The organism is Aquabacterium olei, assembly GCF_003100395.1.
GTDB lineage: Bacteria > Pseudomonadota > Gammaproteobacteria > Burkholderiales > Burkholderiaceae_C > Aquabacterium > Aquabacterium olei.
Map to the genome: position 1 here is coordinate 1492784 of NZ_CP029210.1, position 19778 is coordinate 1512561.

General features: G+C 66.6%; 16 protein-coding genes. 11 read left to right on the plus strand and 5 right to left on the minus strand.

Annotation, left to right across the window (positions count from 1 at the left end):
• Positions 1-47: 47 nt before the first annotated feature.
• Positions 48-833 carry an enoyl-ACP reductase FabI gene (fabI, locus tag DEH84_RS06680; protein ID WP_109035906.1) on the minus strand — a complete coding sequence of 262 codons (786 nt, stop codon included), beginning with the start codon at positions 831-833 and terminating at the stop codon, positions 48-50.
• A gap of 375 nt (positions 834-1208) precedes the next feature.
• Between fabI and DEH84_RS06685 the strand changes: the two genes are divergently transcribed.
• The 8 genes from DEH84_RS06685 (at position 1209) to dusA (ending at position 12196) form a co-directional block, all read left to right on the plus strand.
• The gene (locus DEH84_RS06685; protein WP_109035908.1) at positions 1209-1868 is read left to right on the plus strand and encodes an LSm family protein; all 660 of its coding nucleotides are present in this window, start codon (positions 1209-1211) and stop codon (positions 1866-1868) included.
• Complete coding sequence (gene nusA / locus DEH84_RS06690) at positions 1865-3340, plus strand: transcription termination factor NusA (RefSeq protein ID WP_109035910.1); 1476 nt, start codon at positions 1865-1867, stop codon at positions 3338-3340. The genes DEH84_RS06685 and nusA overlap by 4 nt, the downstream gene beginning before the upstream one ends.
• A 74-nt stretch (positions 3341-3414) precedes the next feature.
• Complete coding sequence (gene infB / locus DEH84_RS06695) at positions 3415-6492, plus strand: translation initiation factor IF-2 (RefSeq protein WP_109035912.1); 3078 nt, start codon at positions 3415-3417, stop codon at positions 6490-6492.
• A gap of 94 nt (positions 6493-6586) precedes the next feature.
• Positions 6587-6985, plus strand: coding sequence for a 30S ribosome-binding factor RbfA (rbfA, locus tag DEH84_RS06700; RefSeq protein WP_109035914.1), 399 nt, complete (start codon positions 6587-6589; stop codon positions 6983-6985).
• Positions 6986-6990: 5 nt separating this feature from the next.
• The gene (gene truB, locus DEH84_RS06705) at positions 6991-8010 is read left to right on the plus strand and encodes a tRNA pseudouridine(55) synthase TruB (RefSeq protein ID WP_109038253.1); all 1020 of its coding nucleotides are present in this window, start codon (positions 6991-6993) and stop codon (positions 8008-8010) included.
• 22 nt (positions 8011-8032) lie between these two features.
• A complete protein-coding gene (typA, locus tag DEH84_RS06710) occupies positions 8033-9865 on the plus strand; it encodes a translational GTPase TypA (protein WP_109035916.1) in 1833 nt (610 codons plus the stop codon).
• A 77-nt stretch (positions 9866-9942) separates the two neighbouring features.
• Positions 9943-11085 carry an enoyl-CoA hydratase/isomerase family protein gene (locus DEH84_RS06715; RefSeq protein ID WP_109035918.1) on the plus strand — a complete coding sequence of 381 codons (1143 nt, stop codon included), beginning with the start codon at positions 9943-9945 and terminating at the stop codon, positions 11083-11085.
• Positions 11086-11104: 19 nt separating this feature from the next.
• A complete protein-coding gene (dusA, locus tag DEH84_RS06720; RefSeq protein ID WP_109035920.1) occupies positions 11105-12196 on the plus strand; it encodes a tRNA dihydrouridine(20/20a) synthase DusA in 1092 nt (363 codons plus the stop codon).
• Positions 12197-12202: 6 nt separating this feature from the next.
• On the opposite strand, the gene DEH84_RS06725 is transcribed toward dusA, so the two are convergent.
• The 4 genes from DEH84_RS06725 to earP all read right to left on the minus strand — a co-directional run bounded on the left by DEH84_RS06725 (position 12203) and on the right by earP (position 16282).
• Positions 12203-13222 carry a diguanylate cyclase domain-containing protein gene (locus tag DEH84_RS06725; RefSeq protein WP_109035922.1) on the minus strand — a complete coding sequence of 340 codons (1020 nt, stop codon included), beginning with the start codon at positions 13220-13222 and terminating at the stop codon, positions 12203-12205.
• A 108-nt stretch (positions 13223-13330) separates the two neighbouring features.
• Complete coding sequence (locus DEH84_RS06730) at positions 13331-14326, minus strand: GGDEF domain-containing response regulator (RefSeq protein ID WP_109035924.1); 996 nt, start codon at positions 14324-14326, stop codon at positions 13331-13333.
• 119 nt (positions 14327-14445) lie between these two features.
• Positions 14446-15000 carry an elongation factor P gene (efp, locus tag DEH84_RS06735; protein WP_109035926.1) on the minus strand — a complete coding sequence of 185 codons (555 nt, stop codon included), beginning with the start codon at positions 14998-15000 and terminating at the stop codon, positions 14446-14448.
• Positions 15001-15136: 136 nt separating this feature from the next.
• Complete coding sequence (gene earP / locus DEH84_RS06740) at positions 15137-16282, minus strand: elongation factor P maturation arginine rhamnosyltransferase EarP (protein WP_109035928.1); 1146 nt, start codon at positions 16280-16282, stop codon at positions 15137-15139.
• A 62-nt stretch (positions 16283-16344) separates the two neighbouring features.
• Between earP and uvrC the strand changes: the two genes are divergently transcribed.
• Genes uvrC through pgsA form a run of 3 tightly spaced genes read left to right on the plus strand, consistent with a single transcriptional unit; the run spans position 16345 to position 19610 of the window.
• Positions 16345-18486 (plus strand): excinuclease ABC subunit UvrC, encoded by a 2142-nt coding sequence (uvrC, locus tag DEH84_RS19430; RefSeq protein WP_245932701.1) that lies wholly within the window; start codon positions 16345-16347, stop codon positions 18484-18486.
• Positions 18473-19009 carry a hypothetical protein gene (locus tag DEH84_RS06755; RefSeq protein ID WP_245932702.1) on the plus strand — a complete coding sequence of 179 codons (537 nt, stop codon included), beginning with the start codon at positions 18473-18475 and terminating at the stop codon, positions 19007-19009. Before uvrC ends, DEH84_RS06755 begins: the two co-directional genes overlap by 14 nt.
• Positions 19010-19040: 31 nt before the next feature.
• Entirely contained in the window at positions 19041-19610 is a 570-nt protein-coding gene (gene pgsA / locus DEH84_RS06760; protein ID WP_109035930.1) for a CDP-diacylglycerol--glycerol-3-phosphate 3-phosphatidyltransferase, read from the plus strand.
• The last annotated feature ends 168 nt before the right edge of the window (positions 19611-19778 follow it).

Sequence of the window (19778 nt, forward strand, 5' to 3'; positions counted from 1 at the left end):
CCGACACGCGGTCGACCTCGGTTCACGGCGTGGGGGCCGGTGTGGCCTCAGGCCTCCGTCACACCACCCATGACCTGGCTGAAGCCAGCATCCACATAGGTGATCTCGGCGGTCACGCCCGCGGCCAGATCCGACAGCATGAACGCAGCCACGTTGCCGACGTCTTCGATCGTCACATTGCGGCGCAGCGGGGCGTTCTGCTCCACCACGTCGAGGATCTTGCCAAAGCCCTTGATGCCCGAGGCAGCCAGGGTCTTGATCGGGCCGGCCGAGATGCCATTGACGCGGATGCCCTTCGGGCCCAGGCTGGACGCGGTGTAGCGCACGCTGGCCTCGAGCGACGCCTTGGCCAGGCCCATGGTGTTGTATGCCGGCACGATGCGCTCGGCGCCCAGGTAGGACAGCGTCAGCAGCGCGGCGTTCGGGTTCAGGTAGGGCAGGGCCGCCTTGGCCATGGCCGGGAAGCTGTAGGCCGAGATGTCGTGCGCGATGCGGAAGGCCTCGCGCGACAGACCTTCCAGGAAGTCGCCGGCAATCGCTTCACGCGGTGCAAAGCCGATCGAGTGCACGAAGCCGTCGAACGTCGGCCAGGTCTTCGCCAGGTCCGCGAACAGCGCGGCGATCTGCTCGTCATTCGCCACGTCGCAGTCGAACACCAGCTCCGAGTCGAATTCCCTGGCGAATTCGGTGATGCGGTCCTTGAAGCGCTCGCCCACGTAGCTGAATGCGAGCTCGGCGCCTTCGCGCTTGCAGGCCTTGGCAATGCCATAGGCGATGGAACGATTGGACAGCAGTCCGGTGATCAGCAGGCGCTTGCCGGCGAGAAAGCCCATATGGTCTCCATGAAAAAAACAAGGGGTGAACAACCGCCCACCCGCTCAACGATGAACGGATTTTCGCATGCATCGTGGCGCACAACAGGAAATTCACCGCGCAGCCTTGCTCGAGCCGTTTCCTCGGAGTAAAATGCGGGATTGGCTGCCTGATGTGGCCTGCTTGCACTTCAAAAGCGCGGCAGGTGTGCGGGCTGTGATGCCGAAGTGCCGAAGTCGCAAGGCTGGCGCCTTTGATCACAACGGTGGTCGGGGCAGGTCGTGGTGGCTTGCGGGCAGTTCGTCTCGTGGATGTTCACGAATGGGCGGATCTTTCCAGCCCATTTTTTTTGCTCGACATTTTTTACTGGGTGCGATCGTCGCTGGGTTTGCTGGATGAGTTGGCTGAAAGTCGTTGAAGACACTGTGACCGGTCTGGGTTACGAACTGGTGGACTGCGAGCGCAGTACGCATGGATTGCTGCGTGTCTACATCGACCGGCTGCCCGATCAGCCCTACGATTTGCCCGGCGACCTGGTCACGGTGGACGACTGCGAGAAGGTCACGCGTCAGCTGCAGTATGCGCTCGAGACGATCGACGCCGATTACGCCCGCCTCGAGGTGTCCTCGCCCGGTGTGGACCGGCCGCTCAAGACCCCGGCGCACTTTGCGCGCTTTGTGGGCGAGCAGATCGAGATCGCCTTGAAGCACCCGTTCCAGGGACGAAAGCGTTACAGCGGTGAGCTGTGCCCCGCGCAGAGCGCCGACCCCGCCCAGATCGAGGCGGGGCAGGCCTGGGGCCTGGTGCTGAAGTCGGCAGATGCAGACAAGCCGCTGTCGAACACGGCCGCCAAGAAGCTCGCCAAGGCTCAGGCCAGAGGCGAAGCCCCGCCCGCAGAAGCGGATCAGGTTTTGGATTTCACGCTCGACGAGATTCGCGAGGCCCGTCTGGTGCCGGAAGTGAGTTTCAAGGGGCGTAGCCGTCGGGCGGCAACCCCGGCGGACGGTACTGTTGCCGTCGATGAGGCGCAAGATCTCGGAGGTCAGAAGAAATGAATCGTGAATTGCTGATGCTGGTGGACGCCATCTCCCGTGAGAAGAGCGTCGACCGTGAAGTGGTGTTCGGTGCGGTCGAATCCGCCCTGGCCTCTGCCACCAAGAAGCTGTACCAGGGCGAGGTCGACATCCGTGTCGCCATCGACCGTGAAACCGGCGTCTACGAGACCTTCCGCCGCTGGCACGTCGTGCCCAACGAGGCCGGCCTGCAACTGCCTGATGCTGAAATCCTGCTGTTCGAAGCCCAGGAGCAGATCCCCGACATCGAGGTCGACGACTACATCGAAGAGCCGATCGAGTCGCTGCCCATCGGCCGCATCGGTGCCCAGGCTGCCAAGCAGGTCATCCTGCAGAAGATCCGCGACGCCGAGCGCGAGCAACTGCTGAACGACTTCCTGTCGCGCGGCGAGAAGATCTTCGTCGGCACCGTCAAGCGTCTGGACAAGGGCGACATCATTGTCGAATCGGGTCGCGTCGAAGGCCGCCTGAAGCGCGGCGAGATGATCCCGAAGGAAAACCTGCGCACGGGCGACCGCGTTCGCGCCTACATGCTGGGCGTCGATACCCTGGCCCGTGGTCCGCAGATCATGTTGTCGCGCTCGTCGCCCGACTTCATGATCGAACTGTTTGCCCAGGAAGTGCCCGAGATCGAGCAAGGCCTGCTGGAGATCAAGAGCTGCGCCCGTGACGCAGGTTCGCGCGCCAAGATCGCCGTGCTGTCGCACGACAAGCGGGTCGATCCGATCGGCACCTGCGTTGGCGTGCGCGGCTCGCGCGTCACCGCCGTGACCAACGAACTGGCCGGCGAACGCGTCGACATCGTGTTGTGGTCGGAAGACCCTGCCCAGTTCGTGATCGGCGCGCTGGCTCCGGCCAACGTGCAGTCGATCTTTGTGGACGAAGAAAAACACGCCATGGACGTGGTTGTGGACGAGGAGAACCTCGCCATCGCCATCGGCCGTGGTGGACAGAACGTGCGCCTGGCCTCGGACCTGACCGGCTGGCGCATCAACATCATGACGGCCGAGGAATCGGCCCAGAAACAGGCCGTCGAAAGCGACTCCATCCGCAAGCTCTTCGTCGAAAAGCTCGACGTGGACGAGGAAGTCGCCGACATCCTGATCGCCGAAGGTTTCTCCAGCCTGGAAGAAGTGGCGTATGTGCCGCTGCAGGAAATGCTGGAAATGGAATCGTTCGACGAAGACACGGTCAACGAGCTGCGCACCCGTGCGAAAGACGCTTTGCTGACCATGGAAATCGCCAAGGAAGAAGAAGTCGAGGCTTTGTCGGAAAATCTCAAGGGTCTGGAAGGTCTGACCCCCGAGCTGATTGCGAAGCTGGCCGAAGCGGGCATTCACACCCGTGACGATCTCGCCGATCTGGCCGTGGACGAACTCACCGAGATCACCGGTGTGTCCGACGAACAGGCGCGCGCCCTGATCCTCAAGGCGCGCGAACACTGGTTCGCCTGATCGCCCACGCTTCAGCCACCTGAGACGACCCACTCGACCTATTTACGCAAAAGCTCATCGCAAGGATCAACACAATGGCCGTGACCACCGTCGCACAATTCGCCGCGGAACTGAATCGCCCGGCTGCGACACTGCTGGAGCAGCTTCAGTCTGCGGGCGTGCCCAAGGCCGCCCCTGAAGACGTGCTCACGGAGGCCGACAAAGAGCGTCTGCTCGACCACCTGCGCACCGCCCACGGTTCCACCGGCGGCGACCGCAAGAAGATCACGCTGACCCGCAAGTCGACCACCGAAATCAAGCAGGCGGACGCATCTGGCAAAGCCCGCACCATCCAGGTCGAAGTCAAGAAGAAGCGCGTGTTCGTGAAGCGCGATGACGGCGTGGACGAGGCGACCGCCAAGGCGCAGGAAGAGGCCGAACTGGCCCGCCGCGAAGAAGAAGCTCGTGCCCAGGCTGATGCCTTGCGTGAGCAGGAAGAACAACTGGCCGAGGCCCGTCGCCAGCGTGAAGAAGCCGAGCGCCGCGAGCGTGAAGAGGCCGAAGCCCGCGCCCGTGCCGCAGCCGAGCAGGCTGCCCGCGAGCAGGCCGAACGCGAGGCTGCCGCTGCTGCTGCCAAGGCTTCGGCTGTGCCCGCCGGCGGTGCCAGCGATGATGCCGCCGAGCGCGAAGCCGCCGTTGCGAAGCGCGCTGCGGCTCAGGAGGCCGCCCGTGCCGAAGCCGCTGCCCTGACCGCCGCCGCCCAGCGCGCCGCGCGGGGCGGTACGCTGCGTGCCGCTGCCGACAAGCCCGCCGCGCCCGAGCCCAAGGCTGCCGAGCCGGTCAAGGCGCCGGCCGCTGCCGTCACGCCGGCTGCAGCCGCTCCGGCTGCGCCCGCTGCCACGCCAGGCGTGCCCGTGCAGGCCGATGCGCCCAAGCCCGGCGCCGGTGTGCGCGTGGTGAAGGCCGCTGACCGTGAAGCGGAAGAAAAGCAGCGACTGGCCGATCTGGCGAACCGTCGCAAGGCCGCTGAAGCCGAGGCTGCAGCCATCCGCGCCATGATGAACGCACCGAAGAAGGTGCTGACGGCCAAGAAGCCCGAAGAAGTCAAGCCTGCCGAAGCCGGCAAGGAAGGTATCAAGGGCACGATCCACAAGCCCAAGGGCGCACCGGGCGCCACGCCGGGTGCCACCACGGGTGCCGGTGCCAAGCCGGGCGACAAGAAGTCGGTCAAGTCCGAGAAGCTGTCGTCGAGCTGGGCCGATGACGCCAAGAAGCGCGGCGCGCCCTCCAAGGGCCGCGGCGGTGACACGGGCGGGTCTGGCCGCAACAGCTGGAAGGCCCCGGGCGGCAAGGGTGGTCGCCGTGGCGACCGCGGCGACAGCGCATCGAATTTCGTGCCACCGAGCGAGCCGCAGATCATCGAGGTCCACATTCCGGAAACCATCTCGGTGTCCGATCTGGCCCACAAGATGTCGGTGAAGGCCACCGAGGTCATCAAGCAGATGATGAAGCTCGGCCAGATGGTCACCATCAACCAGCACCTGGACCAGGAAACCGCCATGATCGTGGTGGAAGAAATGGGCCACAAGGCGCTGGCTGCCAAGCTCGACGATCCGGACGCCTTCCTGGCAGAGGAACACGCCGACCAGGCCGCCGAGGCCTTCCCGCGTGCGCCGGTCGTGACCGTCATGGGCCACGTCGACCACGGCAAGACCTCGCTGCTGGACTACATCCGCACCTCGCGTGTGGCAGCAGGTGAAGCCGGCGGCATCACGCAGCACATTGGCGCTTATCACGTCAACACGCCGCGCGGCATGATCACCTTCCTGGACACCCCGGGTCACGAGGCCTTCACGGCCATGCGTGCCCGCGGTGCCAAGGCGACCGACATCGTCATCCTGGTGGTGGCGGCGGACGACGGCGTGATGCCGCAGACCAAGGAAGCCATCCACCACGCCAAGGCCGCGGGTGTGCCCATCGTTGTGGCGATCAACAAGATCGACAAGCCGGGCAACAACCTCGACCGCGTGACGCAGGAACTGGTGGCCGAGTCCGTGGTGCCGGAAGCCTACGGTGGTGAGTCGCCGTTCGTGCCGGTGTCGGCCAAGACCGGCCAGGGCATCGACGATCTGCTCGAGAACGTGCTGCTGCAGGCCGAGGTGCTGGAGCTGACCTCTCCGGTCGACTCCGCTGCCAAGGGCCTGGTGATCGAAGCGCGTCTGGACAAGGGCCGTGGTCCTGTGGCCACTGTGCTGGTGCAGTCGGGTACGCTCAAGCGCGGCGACGTCGTGCTGGCGGGGGCTTCGTATGGCCGCGTGCGCGCCATGCTGGACGAAGACGGCAAGGCCGCGACCGAAGCGGGTCCGTCCATTCCGGTCGAAATCCAGGGCCTCACCGAAGTGCCGGCAGCGGGCGACGAATTCATGGTGCTGTCGGACGAGCGCCGTGCCCGTGAAATCGCCACCTTCCGTCAGGGCAAGTACCGCGACGTGAAGCTGGCCAAGCAGCAGGCCGCCAAGCTCGAGAGCATGTTCGAGCAAATGGGTTCGGGTGCCGACGTTCAGACGCTGCCGCTCATCATCAAGGCCGACGTGCAGGGTTCGCAAGAGGCGCTGGCCGCTTCGCTGCTCAAGCTGTCGACCGAGGAAGTGCGTGTGCAGATCGTGCACGCTGCCGTGGGCGGCATCTCCGAGTCGGACGTCAACTTGGCAATTGCCTCGAAGGCCGTCATCATCGGGTTCAACACCCGTGCCGACGCCAACGCCCGCAAGCTGGCCGAGCACAACGGTGTCGACCTGCGCTACTACAACATCATCTACGACGCTGTGGATGAGGTGAAGGCAGCGATGGGCGGCATGCTGGCCCCCGAGCAGCGCGAGGAAGTCATCGGTACGGCCGAGATCCGCCAGGTGTTCATCGCCTCGAAGATCGGCACGATCGCGGGCTGTATGGTCACCGACGGCGTGGTGCGTCGCAGCGCCAAGCTGCGCCTGCTGCGCGAGAACGTGGTCATCTACACCGGCGAACTCGAAGGCCTCAAGCGCTTCAAGGACGATGTCAAGGAAGTCCGCGAGGGCTTCGAATGCGGCCTCAACATCAAGGGCTACAACGACATCAAGGAAGGCGACGTCCTGGAGTTCTTCGAAATCAAGGAAGTGGCCCGTACGCTGTAAGACACCGCGCAGGCCCTTTCACTTGCAACCCCGCCTGAGCCCAGGCGGGGTTTGTGCTTGATGGGCCGCTGCCGTTTGCCAGCAGGAATGCACCATGCGCCATAAACGCTCCACCCCCAACCGCAGCAACCGGATCGCCGACCAGATCCAGCGTGATGTGGCCGAGTTGGTTCGCGACCTCAAGGATCCGCGCATCGGCATGGTCACGATCAGCCATGTTGACGTGACGCCCGATTACGCCCACGCCAAGGTGTTCTTCTCTTTGCTGATCGGCAACCCGGAAGACACCGAGGCCGGCCTGAACGAGGCCGCCGGTTTCCTGCGCAACAGCCTCTTCAAGCGGCTGCAGATCCACACCGTGCCCACGCTGCACTTCCATTTCGACCGCACCACCGAACGCGCGGCCGAGCTCAACGCCCTGATCAACCGGGCCGTGGCCGACAAGGCCAAGGACCCGGACGAGCCCGCCAGCGGGGAGGGCGGTCAGCCGTGAGCGAGATGCAAGCCGGTCAGCGGGCGGGTCGTCCGCCGCGCAAGCCGCGCCGGGCGCTGCATGGCGTGGTGCTGCTGGACAAGCCGCTGGGCCTGTCCAGCAACGACGCCTTGCAGAAGGTGAAGTGGCTGTTTCGCGCCGAAAAGGCCGGCCACACCGGCACGCTCGACCCGCTCGCCACTGGGCTGTTGCCCCTGTGCTTCGGCGCCGCGACGAAGTTCTCCCAGGTGTCCTTGGACGCTGACAAGCGCTACACCGCCCGGGTGAAGCTCGGAGTGGTCACGACCACCGGCGATGCCGAAGGCGAGGTGGTGTCCACGCGCACGGTGACGCCGGAAATGACGACGCCGGATTCGATTGCTGCGGCCTGCGCGGCCTTCTCTGGCGAGATCGACCAAGTGCCGCCGATGCACTCGGCGCTCAAGCATGAAGGACGAGCGCTGTACGAGTACGCCCGCGAAGGCATCGAGATCGAGCGTGCGCCGCGCCGCGTGACGATTCACGGCATCGACATCCTGGGATGCCAGGATGATGTGCTGGAGATCGACGTGCGTTGCAGCAAGGGCACCTACATCCGCACCCTGGCCCAGGACATCGGTGAGCACCTCGGCTGTGGTGCCCACCTGATCGGCCTGCGTCGCACGGGCAGCGGCGGCGTGACACTGGACGGCGCGGTGACGCTCGACGCCTTGCTGGCGATGGACGAATCCGACCGTGACACGCTGCTGCAGCCTGCCGACGTGCTGCTCTCCGACTGGCCTGACGTGCTGCTCGGTGAGCAGGACGCCACCCGTTTCCTCACCGGCTTGCGCCGGCGAACGAAGTTGCCCGATGCGCCGCAGGTGCGTGTGTACGGGCCCCATCCTGCGGCGCCAGCAGACGCCGCCCGCCGTGTGTTGCTGGGCAGTGCCCACATCCAGGGCGGTGAACTGATCCCCACCCGTCTGTTGAGTCCGGCCGAGGTGCAAGGCATGGTGCTGATGCACAGTGCTTCCCAACCGGCCGACCTGGTGGCCGCCCCCTGAATCCGACCTTTGTGAGCTTCCTATGAGCACTCCAATTCGCAACATCGCGATCATCGCCCACGTTGACCATGGCAAGACCACGATGGTCGACCAGCTGCTGCGCCAGTCTGGCACCTTCGCCGAGCACGAGAAGATCGTCGACACGGTGATGGACAACAACGCCATCGAACGTGAGCGTGGCATCACCATCCTGGCCAAGAACTGCGCCGTGAGCTGGGAAGGCACGCACATCAACATCGTTGACACCCCGGGCCACGCGGACTTCGGCGGTGAAGTCGAACGCGCGTTGTCGATGGTCGACGGCGTGGTGCTGCTGATCGACGCCCAGGAAGGCCCGATGCCGCAGACGCGCTTCGTGACCAAGAAGGCGCTGGCCCTGGGTCTGAAGCCCATCGTCGTGGTCAACAAGGTGGACAAGCCGGGTGCCAAGCCGGATGCCGTCATCAACGCCGCCTTCGACCTGTTCGACAAGCTGGGTGCGACCGACGAGCAGCTGGACTTTCCCGTGGTGTACGCCTCGGGCATCAACGGCTGGACCTCGCTGGAGGAGGGCGCGCCGGGCGAGCAGTGGGGCCCCGACATGTCGGCCCTCTTCAACACCATCCTGAAGCACGTGCCGCCGCAGAAGGGTGACCCGGCTGCCCCGCTGCAGCTGCAGATCTCGGCGCTGGACTACTCGTCGTTCGTGGGCCGCATCGGCGTGGGCCGCATCAGCCAGGGCACGGCCAAGCCGGGTCAGGACGTGGTCGTGATGGAAGGTCCCGGCGGCAAGACCATCAAGGGCCGCATCAACCAGGTGCTGACCTTCCAGGGTCTGGACCGCGTGCAGGTCACGGAAGCCGGCCCGGGTCACATCGTTCTGATCAACGGCATCGAGGACATCGGCATCGGCGTGACCGTGACCGATCCGGCCAACCCGCAGCCGCTGCCCATGCTGAAGGTCGACGAGCCGACGCTGACCATGAACTTCTGCGTGAACACGTCGCCGCTGGCCGGCCGTGAAGGCAAGTTCGTGACCAGCCGCCAGATCTGGGACCGCCTGCAGAAGGAACTGCAGCACAACGTGGCCCTGCGCGTGAAGGAAACCGACGAAGACGGCATCTTCGAAGTCTGTGGCCGCGGCGAACTGCACCTGACCATCCTGCTGGAAAACATGCGCCGTGAAGGCTACGAGCTGGCCGTGTCGAAGCCCCGCGTGATGTTCAAGGACATCGACGGCGTGAAGTCGGAGCCGATGGAGCTGGTGACGGCCGACGTGGAAGAAATCCACCAGGGCGGCGTGATGCAGGCCCTCGGCCTGCGCAAGGGCGAGATGCTGAACATGGAGCCGGACGGCCGTGGCCGCGTGCGCCTCGAGTACCGCATTCCGGCCCGCGGCCTGATCGGCTTCAGCAACGAGTTCCTGAACCTGACCCGCGGCTCGGGCCTGATCTCGTCGATCTTCGACGGTTATGAAGCCCACAAGGGTGAAATCGGCGGCCGCAAGAACGGCGTGCTGATCTCGATGGACGACGGTGAAATCTTCACCTACGCCCTGGGCAAGCTGGACGACCGTGGCCGCATGTTCGTGAAGGCGAACGACCCGGTCTACGAAGGCATGATCGTCGGCATCCACAGCCGCGAGAACGACCTGGTGGTGAACGCCACCCGCACCAAGCAGCTGACCAACTTCCGTGTCTCGGGCAAGGAAGACGCGGTCAAGATCACGCCGCCGATCGACCTGACCCTGGAGTACGGCGTCGACTTCATCGACGACGACGAACTGGTCGAGATCACGCCGAAGTCGATCCGCCTGCGCAAGCGTCACCTGAAGGAGCACGACCGCAAGCGCGCTTCGCGCGAAGCGAGCGCCTGATCCGATCTCGCCGAAGGCGCCCTGCGGGGCGCTTTTTTCCTTTCAGAGGCGAAAAGTCGCCCAGGAGCCCATGAGACATGCCAGCAGACAGCCTGATCCTCACCGACGTGGTGGGGGGCCTCGGGGTCATCACCCTGCATCGCCCCAAAGCCTTGAACGCGCTGACACTGGAGATGGTGCGCGAGTTGACGGTGGTGCTGCGGGGGTGGGCCACCGACCCGGCCGTGCTGGGGGTGCTGCTGCGGGGCTCGGCCCGGCCGCCGATGGAGGGCAAGCCGGTGGTGACCCATTTCTGTGCGGGGGGTGACATCCGCTTCATGCACGACGCGGCGCTGGCAGGCGATCCGGCGATCGAAGACTTCTTCACCGAAGAGTACGCGCTCGACCACCTCATCCACGTCTACCCCAAGCCCACGGTGGCCTGGATGGACGGCATCACGATGGGCGGCGGCATGGGGCTGGCGCAAGGGTGTGATCTGCGTGTGGCCACGGCGTCGCTGCGCATGGCGATGCCCGAAACCCGCATCGGCCTGTTTCCCGACGTGGGCGGGGGCTACTTCCTGTCGCGGCTGGCCGGCCATGCGGGCGAGTACCTCGGCGTGGTGGGGCCGCACCTGCACGTGACCGATGCGCTGGCGCTCGGCCTGGCCGACATGCATGCCGAAAGCGCTTGCCTGGCTTCGCTGCTGGACGGCCTGCGCGCTGGCCCGGCCCGTGACGCCGATGAGCTGATGGCCCGCGTGAGGGGCCACGTGGCGCAGCACCCGCTGGGTGCCTTGCCGGAGGCCACCACCACGGCGCGCTTTGCGGACATCGATCGCCACTTCAGCGGGCACACGCTGCAGGACATCGTGGCCTCGCTCGAAGCCGCCCGGGCGGCGGGGGACACCTGGGCGGCAGAGACCCTGCAGCACATGGCCGGTCATTCACCGCTGATGATGGGCGTGACGTTGGAGCAGATCCGCCGGGCGCGCAGCATGCCGCTGGCCGAGGTCTTCCGCATGGAGCGCACGATGGTGCGGCACTGCTTCCAGCTGCGCAAGGGCCGCGACAGCGAGACGGTCGAGGGCGTCCGCGCGCTGGTGGTCGACAAGGACCATGCGCCGCGTTGGCAACCCGCGGCCGTGGCCGAGGTGCAGCCTCAGATGGTCGAGGCCTTTTTCGAGGGGGTGTGGCCCCCGCACGCCCACCCCCTGCGCGATCTGCACGATCCCCTCTGATTCCGTTTTCCCTGCCGACATGTCCGCTCAACGCATTCCCAAGATCGACCCGGCCACTGGCCTCAGCCCGTGGCGCGCCTGCGTTGCCCCGATGCTCGACTGGACCGATCGTCACTGCCGCTACTTTCATCGGCTGCTGAGCCCGCACTCGCGGCTCTACACGGAGATGATCACCACCGGCGCGCTGGTGCATGGTCAACTGCATCGCTTCCTCGAGTACAACGAAGGCGAGCACCCGGTGGCGCTGCAGCTCGGAGGCAGCGAGCCGGAAGACCTGGCACATTGCGTGAAGCTGGCCGCGAAGTTCGGTTACGACGAGGTCAACCTGAACTGCGGCTGCCCGAGCGAGCGCGTGCAGCGCGGCGCTTTCGGCGCCTGCCTGATGAACGAGGCCGGGCTGGTGGCCGACTCCGTGCGCGCCATGCTGGATGCGAGCGGCGGCGACCCCGGCATGCCGATCACGGTGAAGCACCGCATCGGCATCGATCAGAACGAGTCTTATGCCTTCGTGCGCGATTTCGTCGGCACGGTGGCCGAGGCGGGCTGCGAGGTGTTCATCGTGCACGCCCGCAACGCCTGGCTCAAGGGCCTGAGCCCCAAGGAAAACCGCGAGATCCCGCCGCTGCGCTACGAGGTGGTGCACCAGCTCAAGCAAGACTTTCCCCATCTGGTCATCGTGCTCAACGGGGGGCTGGCCGACAACGACGCCTGCGTGGCGCAGCTGCAGCCCGGCGCCGTGCACGACGGGGTGGCGCTGGACGGCGTGATGGTGGGGCGCGTGGCGTACCACACGCCGTGGATGATGGCCGAGTGGGACGAGCGCCTCTTCGGCCGCGGCCCGCGCACCGACAGCCTCACGCGCGAGCAGGTCGAGGCCGAGATGGTGGCCTATGCGCAGCGCGAAATGGATCGCACCGCGGGCTGGCCGCACGGTGAGGTACGCTGGCCGCAGGTCATGCGGCACGTGCTGGGGCTGTACAACGGCCTGCCCGGTGCCCGGCGCTGGCGTCAGGTGTGGTCAGACCACCACCTGAAGAACCTGCCGCCGGCCGAGGTGATGAAGCAGGCGCACACCCGCCCGCCTCGGCGCGAGGAAGGCGCCGCGGCCTGAAGCGGTTCAGGCCACGCGGCCGGCGCGTTGGCCCGCCGGCAGCCGGCGTGCCAGGAGCTCGCCGGTGTCGTGGCCATGTTGCAGGCTGACGAAGCGATCGCGACCCCGTTGCTTGGCCGCGTACAGCGCCTCATCGGCACGCTGCAGCCACACAGTGGCGTCTTCGTCTTCCGCCGGAATGCCGCTGACCATGCCGCCTGACAGCGTCACGTGGCGGGCCACCGGGGAATCAGGGTGATAGAGGCTGTCGCGCTCCATGTGGTGCAGCAGGGCCAGTGCAAAGCTCAGTGCCCCTTCAGGCGGCGTGTAGGGCAGCAGCAGCACGAATTCCTCGCCGCCGTAGCGGGCCGCGTAATCCATCGGCCGACGGCACACCTGTTGCAGGATGCGGCCGATCTGCTGCAGGCACTGATCGCCCTCCAGGTGGCCCAGGCGGTCGTTGTAGCGCTTGAAGAAGTCCACGTCGCACAGGATCATGGACAGCGGTCGCTGTTCCCGCCGTGCATCGCCGAGCGCCCGGACCAGCTGGTCATCCAGCCCTTTGCGGTTGCCCAGGCCGGTGAGCGGGTCATGCCGGATCTGCCGGCTCAGCTGCTCATTGGCTTGCTGCAACGCCACGGCGGTGGCGTTCAGCTCCTGCCGGGCCTCAAGCAGGCGCTGCATGGCGTGCACCTTCGCCTTGAGCACCAGCGGCGACACCGGTTGCACGAGGTAGTCGTCGCCGCCGGCCTCGATGGCGGCACTCAGGTCGGCCTCGCTGTCCAGGCTCGACACGAAAATGATCGGTGTCCAGGGGCCTTTGGCACCCGCGCGGATGCGGCGCGCCAGCTCCAGCCCGCTGCCGTCCGGCAACAGGATGTCGAGCAGCAGCATGTCGGGGCGTTGCTCGTCGAACAGGCGCCAGGCCTGATGAAACGACGACGCCTCCAGAACCTGGTGCCCGTCTTTCTGCAGAAGCTGGCTCAGGCGGGCGAGTAAAAGGGGCTGGTCCTCGACGACCAGCACCCGTAGCGGGGCGTTGTGCATGCTTTAACGGGTTCCGATGCCCACGGAAACGTGAACGCGTGCACGAAGTGTGCCTCAGCGGTGTCGTCGATACCACCCGTGGGAACACGGGGCTGCGCGACCAGGCTGTCAGCCCGGCTGGCCGTCGCCGTGCAGGTGGGCCACTGTGTCGACCTGCATCTCGAAGCTGAAGAAGCGGTTGCGGCCCTGGGCCTTGGCGCTGTAGAGGGCTTCATCGGCCCGCAGCAGCAGGCCCTGCGCGGTGGTGCTGGCGTCGGGCACCACGGTGGTGATGCCGCCCGACAGCGTCACGACGCCGAACGGAGAGGCCGCGTGGGGCTCGGCATGCGTGGCGAGCATGTGCTGCAGCGCGCGGGCAAAGGTCATGGCGCCCGACCGGGGCGTGTTGGGCAGGATCAGCCCGAACTCCTCTCCGCCGTAGCGCGCGACGTAATCGAGCGGGCGGCGACACACCGAGCGCAGGACCTTGGCCACGCGCTGCAGACAGGCATCGCCCTGCACGTGTCCCAGCGCGTCGTTGTAGGCCTTGAAGTGGTCGATGTCGCACAGGATGAGACTCAGCGGCTGCTTGTCGCGGGCACACTGGTGCACGCTGGTGTACAGCCGCTCGTCGAAACCCCGGCGGTTGCCGAGCTGGGTGAGGTCGTCCAGTGTGGTGAGGTGCGCCAGGCGCTCGTTCGCTGCTCGCAGGGCTTCCGAGGTCTGAATGAGCTGTTGCCGCATGCGCTGCAGGCGCGACATGGCGTGCAGCTTGGCAGCCAGCACCACGGCCGAGGCGGGCTTGACGAGGTAGTCGTCGCCGCCGGACTCGATGCCCCGCCACAGGTCCAGTTCGTGGTCGCGGGCCGACAGGAAGATGATCGGTGTCCAGTCGCTGCCTTCCAGGCTGCGGATTTCGCGGGCAGCCCAGTAGCCGTCCTCGACAGGCAGGACCACGTCCATGAGAACGAGGTCGGGGCGTTGCCGCTGGAAGGCGGCCACCGCTTCCATGGCGGTTTCGGCTTCCGTCACGCTGTGGCCATGTGCTTCCAGCTGACGTCGCAGTGTGGAGCGAACCGAGAGCTGGTCTTCAACCAGCAGGACGTGCATCGGTGAGGCAGGCATGGGCGAGCGGGTACAGCAGAGACGCCGTTTTATCGGCCAGACCGTGAAAAACTGGAGCTTTCAGGCGCCACAAACGAAAAAAAGCACCCCGCAGGGTGCTTCTTGGAGGCAGGTCTGGATCAGACGCGCTTCTTGTATTCGTTGGTGCGGGTGTCGATTTCGATCTTGTCGCCCGATTCCACAAACAGGGGCACCGAGATCTCGAAGCCGGTGCCGACGATGCGGGCGGGCTTCAGAACCTTGCCCGAGGTGTCGCCCTTGACGGCCGGCTCGGTCTCGATTTCGCGCACGATGGTGGTGGGCAGTTCGACCGAGATGGCCTTGCCGTCGTAGAACACCACTTCGACTTCCATGCCGTCGAGCAGGTAGTTCACCGAGTCACCCATGTTCTCGGCTTCGACTTCGAACTGGTTGTACTCGGCGTCCATGAACACGTACATCGGGTCGGCGAAGTAGGAGTAGGTGCACTCCTTCTTGTCGAGGATGATCTGGTCCATCTTGTCGTCGGCCTTGAAGACCACTTCGGCGCCGCCGCCGTTCAGCAGGTTCTTCATCTTGATGCGGACGGTGGCCGCGCCACGGCCGCCGCGGCTGTATTCGGTCTTCAGGACGACCATCGGGTCCTTGCCCTGCATGATGACGTTGCCAGCGCGGATTTCTTGTGCGAGTTTCATGGTGATTCCAGGGGGAAACGGGTTGGCGGTGCCGGCCGGCAGCACTGTGCGCGTGGCCGAAACCGCAGTTCTTGGGCCGCTGGCCTTCACGAAACGCGCGCCCACGCGCTTTCCGCCAGAAGCAAAGCCTAAGATTTTAGCCTGACCGCGTGACAAAAGCGATCAACTGTGTGACAAGGTCTTGTTCAGCGCGCAATGCCTCGCGGGCGCGCAGGGTGGCGTGCCCCCATCCGGCGGGGTCGGGCCAGGCGGGCAGCGTGGCAGGCCAGGGCGCCAGACCGTTCCAGGCGCGCCACCATGCCGACACGTCCCGTGCCAGCGACGCAGGCCAGCCCGCCATCCAGCGGGCCATGAAGGCGTCGAGCTTGTCGGCGTGCACCCCGTCGTCCTGTTCGTAGATGTGCCAGACGTGTGGACGCCCCGCCCAGAGCGCCCGCACGGCGGAGTCTTCCCCGCGCACCAGGTTGAGGTCACAGCACGCCAGCAGCCGGTCGAAGTCCGGCTGGCTGAGGGCGGCCAGGGGCGTGAGGTGCAGGTGGGACGCAGGCGGCGTGCCAGCGGCCGTCCGGGCGTGCGCCCACGCTTCACCCAGTCGCGTGGCGTGTCCGGGCGTCAGGAGCACCCGGGTCGGCACGGGCTCGGCGGCCAGGGCGTCGAGCCACCGCGCCAGCGGGGCGTGCGCGTAGCAGAACACCGAGGCCAGCCGCTCCTCCGGCTGGTGCGGCACCTGCAGGTTTGCCAGCGTGGCCGCCCGTGCGGTCGCGTCCTGCCGGATCGCATCCTGTGCTTCGATCAACCCCGGCTCGCGCAGCAGGCCGCCCGTGCGTGCAGTAAAGCCCGGGTAGAAGAAGTGCTTCACCAGCCCCGCAGCCGGGCCCGACCACACGGGCGACTGCAGGCCGTGGCTGCGCTCCACGTAGTCTTCGGCGCTCAGGTATTCCAGATTGATCCATTGCGGCGGGGCGGGGCGCACCATTCGCGCCAGGAAGGTGTCTGGCGGGTTGCAGCCAAAGGCCTCGATCGCCACGTCACCGGGCTCGGGCAGGTCGTCCGCCACGGTGGCCGCGGCCCACGGGTGCACCGTGATGCGGCCCAGCGAGCCGATGCGGTGGGCATCCCGCGTCGTCCACTGCACATCGGGCGCCATCCACTGCAGGGCCGCGGCGTCGTCCACCCAGAGCCGCACGGTGTGGCCGCGGGCGGCCAGATCGCGGGTGAGCCGCCAGCAGACACCGATGTCGCCGAAGTTGTCGATGACCTGACAGAACACGTCCCACAGCATGGGGGCGGATTATGGCAAGTGCGGCAGACGGCATGCCGCCAGGTCGGGGACAATGCCGCCCCATGAGCGAGCCGCAAGACGCCCCGATCCTGCCCGATGACCTGCCGGGCCAACCCGAGCCGGCCCCCGCCGAAGACCGTGAACAGACGTGGGCGCGGTTGCTGGCCGAGGTGAGCACGCTGTCGGGGCTGCCGGGGGTGTACCGCTACTTCGACGCACGCGGCGACGTGCTGTACGTGGGCAAGGCCCGCGACCTGAAGAAGCGCGTTTCAAGCTACTTCCACAAGAACCACGGGGGAAGCCGCATTGGTCACATGGTGTCGCGCATCGTGCGCATGGAAACCACCGTGGTGCGGAGCGAGGCCGAGGCCTTGCTGCTTGAAAACAACCTCATCAAGACGCTCAACCCGCGGTTCAACATCCTGTTCCGCGACGACAAGAGCTACCCCTATCTGAAGATCGCGACGCACGCCTTCCCGCGCATGGCGTACTACCGCGGCGCCGTCGACCGCAAGCACCGCTATTTCGGCCCGTTTCCCAACGCCTGGGCAGTCAAGGAGACCATCCAGCTTTTGCAGAAGGTCTTCCAGATCCGCACCTGTGAGGACGCCGTCTACAACCACCGCACGCGCCCCTGTCTGCTCTATCAGATCAAACGGTGCAGCGGGCCGTGTGTGGGCCTGGTGTCGGACGAGGACTACCGCGCGGCGGTGGGGCAGGCCGAGCGCTTTCTGCTGGGCGAGCCCGAGGCCGTGCTCGATGACCTGCAGGCCAGGATGATGGCCTACGCCGAGCGCATGGAGTACGAGCAGGCCGCCGGCGTGCGCGATCAGATCGGGGCGTTGTCACGCGTGCTGCACCAGCAGTCGGTGGACACGGTGATGGACAAGGACGTCGACGTGCTGGCCGTCAAGGTGGCTGGTGGTCGCGCCTGTGTGAACCTCGCCATGGTGCGCGGCGGCCGTCACCTGGGCGACCGGGCCCACTTCCCGGTGCATGTGCAGGACGCGGTGATGACGCTGGATGAGGCCGACACCCCCGCGGAGGCGCCGGACGCCTCGGCCGAGGCCCTCCAGCATGCAAGCGAAGTCAATGTGCTCGAGGCCTTCCTGGCACAGCACTACCTGGGCGGCAGCGTGCCGGCCCTGCTGGTGCTGAGCCATCCCGTGAACCCGGCGCTGATCGAGGCACTGGGCGAGCAGGGCGGGCGCAAGGTGACGGTCATCCACCAGCCGCGCGAGCAGCGCCGCGTCTGGCTCGAGATGGCCGTCAAGGGCGCCGAACTGTCGCTGGCCCGCCTGCTGTCGGAAGAAGGCTCCCAGCAGGCCCGCACCCGCGCGCTGGTCGAGGCGCTCAACCTGGATCTCGACCTCGATGCCCGTGAAGCCGGCCTGGATGGCGCGCCGAAGGAAGCGGAAAACACGGCCACGGGGCACGGCGAGGCCCCCGGCGGCGACGACACGGACAACGCCAGTCCGACCGGCACCGTCACGGGTGAGGCCAGCCATGCCGACAGCACGGCGCGCGGGGCACCCCGGCACGACCCCCTGGCCACGCTGCGCATCGAGTGCTTCGACATCTCGCACACGGCCGGCGAAGCCACCCAGGCCTCGTGCGTGGTCTACGAGGGTCACAAGATGCAATCGGGTCAGTACCGGCGCTACAACATCACCGGCATCACCCCGGGCGACGATTACGCGGCCATGAAGCAGACGCTGGAGCGCCGCTACAGCGCCACCGGCACCAAGGCGGCCCGCGTGCCGGACATCGTCCTCATCGACGGTGGCAAGGGCCAGGTCGCCATGGCGCGCGAGGTGTTCCAGGCGCTGGGCCTGCCGTTGTCCATCATCGTGGGCGTGGAGAAGGGCGAGGGCCGCAAGGTCGGCCTCGAGGAACTCGTCTTTGCCGACGGCCGCCCCAAGCTGGCCCTGGCGCCCACCTCGGCCGCCCTGATGCTGGTGGCGCAGATCCGCGACGAGGCACACCGCTTTGCCATCACCGGCATGCGGGCCCGCCGCGCCAGCGTGCGCACGGGCGGCAGCAAGCTGGAAGACATTCCCGGCGTGGGGCCCAAGCGCCGCGCCCGGCTGCTGCAGCGCTTTGGTGGCGTGCGTGGCGTCGCGGCGGCGAGTGTGGAAGAGCTGGCCACCGTCGACGGGATTTCGAGGGACCTGGCCGAGGAGATCTACCGTGCGCTGCGCTGAACCCCGTGGTGCCCGGCGGGCTGCCCTGGGTGGGGCGGCGCTGCTGACCTTGGCGCTCGTGCTGGGAGGCTGCGCACAGCGTGCTCCGTCGCCCACCGAGCCTTCGCCGTCGGCCCCCGTGCCGGCCACGGCGGGCGAACGGGCTCCCGCGACGCCGGGCAGCCGGGTGGTGGCCCTGCCGCCGCCCGCCACACCCCGCAACTGGGAGACCGCTCGTTTGCAGGCGGCCCAGCGTCTGGTGGCGGCCAATCCGGGCCTGACTTACACCGGCGCGGCGCCGGACGTGCTGCTCGCCATCCCGGTGCTCACCATCGAGCTGCATGCCGACGGGCGCATCCGCCACATCGAGGTGATGCGCTACCCCGGGCAGGCGCGCGACACGGTGGAGCTGGCCAAGGATGCCGTGCGTCGGGCCGCGCCCTTCGGCGATGTGTCGAAGCTGCCACGCCCCTGGAAGTTCAACGAGACCTTTCTGTTCAACGGCGAGCGCAAGTTCAAGCCCATGACGCTGGACCGCCGGTGATCCGCCCGGATCACGGGCACAATGACACCCCATGTTCTGGACATTGCCCACCTTGCTCACCTGGGCGCGGATCGTCGCGATTCCGCTGATCGTGGGCGTGTACCACCTGCCTTTGCCCCTGGCCGAGATGAACCTCATGGCCAGCGTCCTGTTTGTCGTCGTGGCGCTGACCGACTGGGCCGATGGCTGGCTGGCCCGTCGCCTGAACCAGACCTCGGCGTTCGGCGCCTTTCTCGACCCGGTGGCCGACAAGTTCCTCGTCTGTGCCTCGCTGCTGATCCTGCTGGAACTCGGCCGGGTCAACGCCTTGATCTCGCTGGTCATCATCGGCCGTGAGATTGCCATTTCTGCGCTGCGCGAGTGGATGGCCCAGATCGGTGCGTCGCGCAGTGTGGCGGTGCACATGGTGGGCAAGCTGAAGACGGCGGCCCAGATGGGCGCCATCGTGCTGCTGCTGCTCGACGGCCCCTTGCCGGGCGGCATGTTCCACGCGCGTGAACTGGGCACCTGGCTGATCTACATCGCGGCGGCCCTCACCATCTGGTCGATGGTGTACTACCTGAAGAAGGCCCTGCCCGACATCCGGGCCAAGTCGCGCTGACCCCGGCGCCTGAGGGCTGTTTGCGCGGGGTCAAAGCCCGTCTGTCAAGCGAGCTTGTCCGCGTCCGGGACAAGCGGCCTGGCCTGCCACGCCGGCATAGAATCTTTTTTGACCGACGCCCGCCTCGAAGCGTGTGTCAGCGTGCACATCTGGATTCTGGATTGGGGG

Excerpts from the sequence above, each read along its gene's own strand:
- fabI (WP_109035906.1), bottom strand. The coding sequence starts at position 833 with ATGGGCTTTCTCGCCGGCAAGCGCCTGCTGATCACCGGACTGCTGTCC.
- DEH84_RS06685 (WP_109035908.1), top strand. The coding sequence starts at position 1,209 with ATGAGTTGGCTGAAAGTCGTTGAAGACACTGTGACCGGTCTGGGTTAC.
- nusA (WP_109035910.1), top strand. The coding sequence starts at position 1,865 with ATGAATCGTGAATTGCTGATGCTGGTGGACGCCATCTCCCGTGAGAAG.
- infB (WP_109035912.1), top strand. The coding sequence starts at position 3,415 with ATGGCCGTGACCACCGTCGCACAATTCGCCGCGGAACTGAATCGCCCG.
- rbfA (WP_109035914.1), top strand. The coding sequence starts at position 6,587 with ATGCGCCATAAACGCTCCACCCCCAACCGCAGCAACCGGATCGCCGAC.
- truB (WP_109038253.1), top strand. The coding sequence starts at position 6,991 with ATGCAAGCCGGTCAGCGGGCGGGTCGTCCGCCGCGCAAGCCGCGCCGG.
- typA (WP_109035916.1), top strand. The coding sequence starts at position 8,033 with ATGAGCACTCCAATTCGCAACATCGCGATCATCGCCCACGTTGACCAT.
- DEH84_RS06715 (WP_109035918.1), top strand. The coding sequence starts at position 9,943 with ATGCCAGCAGACAGCCTGATCCTCACCGACGTGGTGGGGGGCCTCGGG.
- dusA (WP_109035920.1), top strand. The coding sequence starts at position 11,105 with ATGTCCGCTCAACGCATTCCCAAGATCGACCCGGCCACTGGCCTCAGC.
- DEH84_RS06725 (WP_109035922.1), bottom strand. The coding sequence starts at position 13,222 with ATGCACAACGCCCCGCTACGGGTGCTGGTCGTCGAGGACCAGCCCCTT.
- DEH84_RS06730 (WP_109035924.1), bottom strand. The coding sequence starts at position 14,326 with ATGCCTGCCTCACCGATGCACGTCCTGCTGGTTGAAGACCAGCTCTCG.
- efp (WP_109035926.1), bottom strand. The coding sequence starts at position 15,000 with ATGAAACTCGCACAAGAAATCCGCGCTGGCAACGTCATCATGCAGGGC.
- earP (WP_109035928.1), bottom strand. The coding sequence starts at position 16,282 with ATGCTGTGGGACGTGTTCTGTCAGGTCATCGACAACTTCGGCGACATC.
- uvrC (WP_245932701.1), top strand. The coding sequence starts at position 16,345 with ATGAGCGAGCCGCAAGACGCCCCGATCCTGCCCGATGACCTGCCGGGC.
- pgsA (WP_109035930.1), top strand. The coding sequence starts at position 19,041 with ATGTTCTGGACATTGCCCACCTTGCTCACCTGGGCGCGGATCGTCGCG.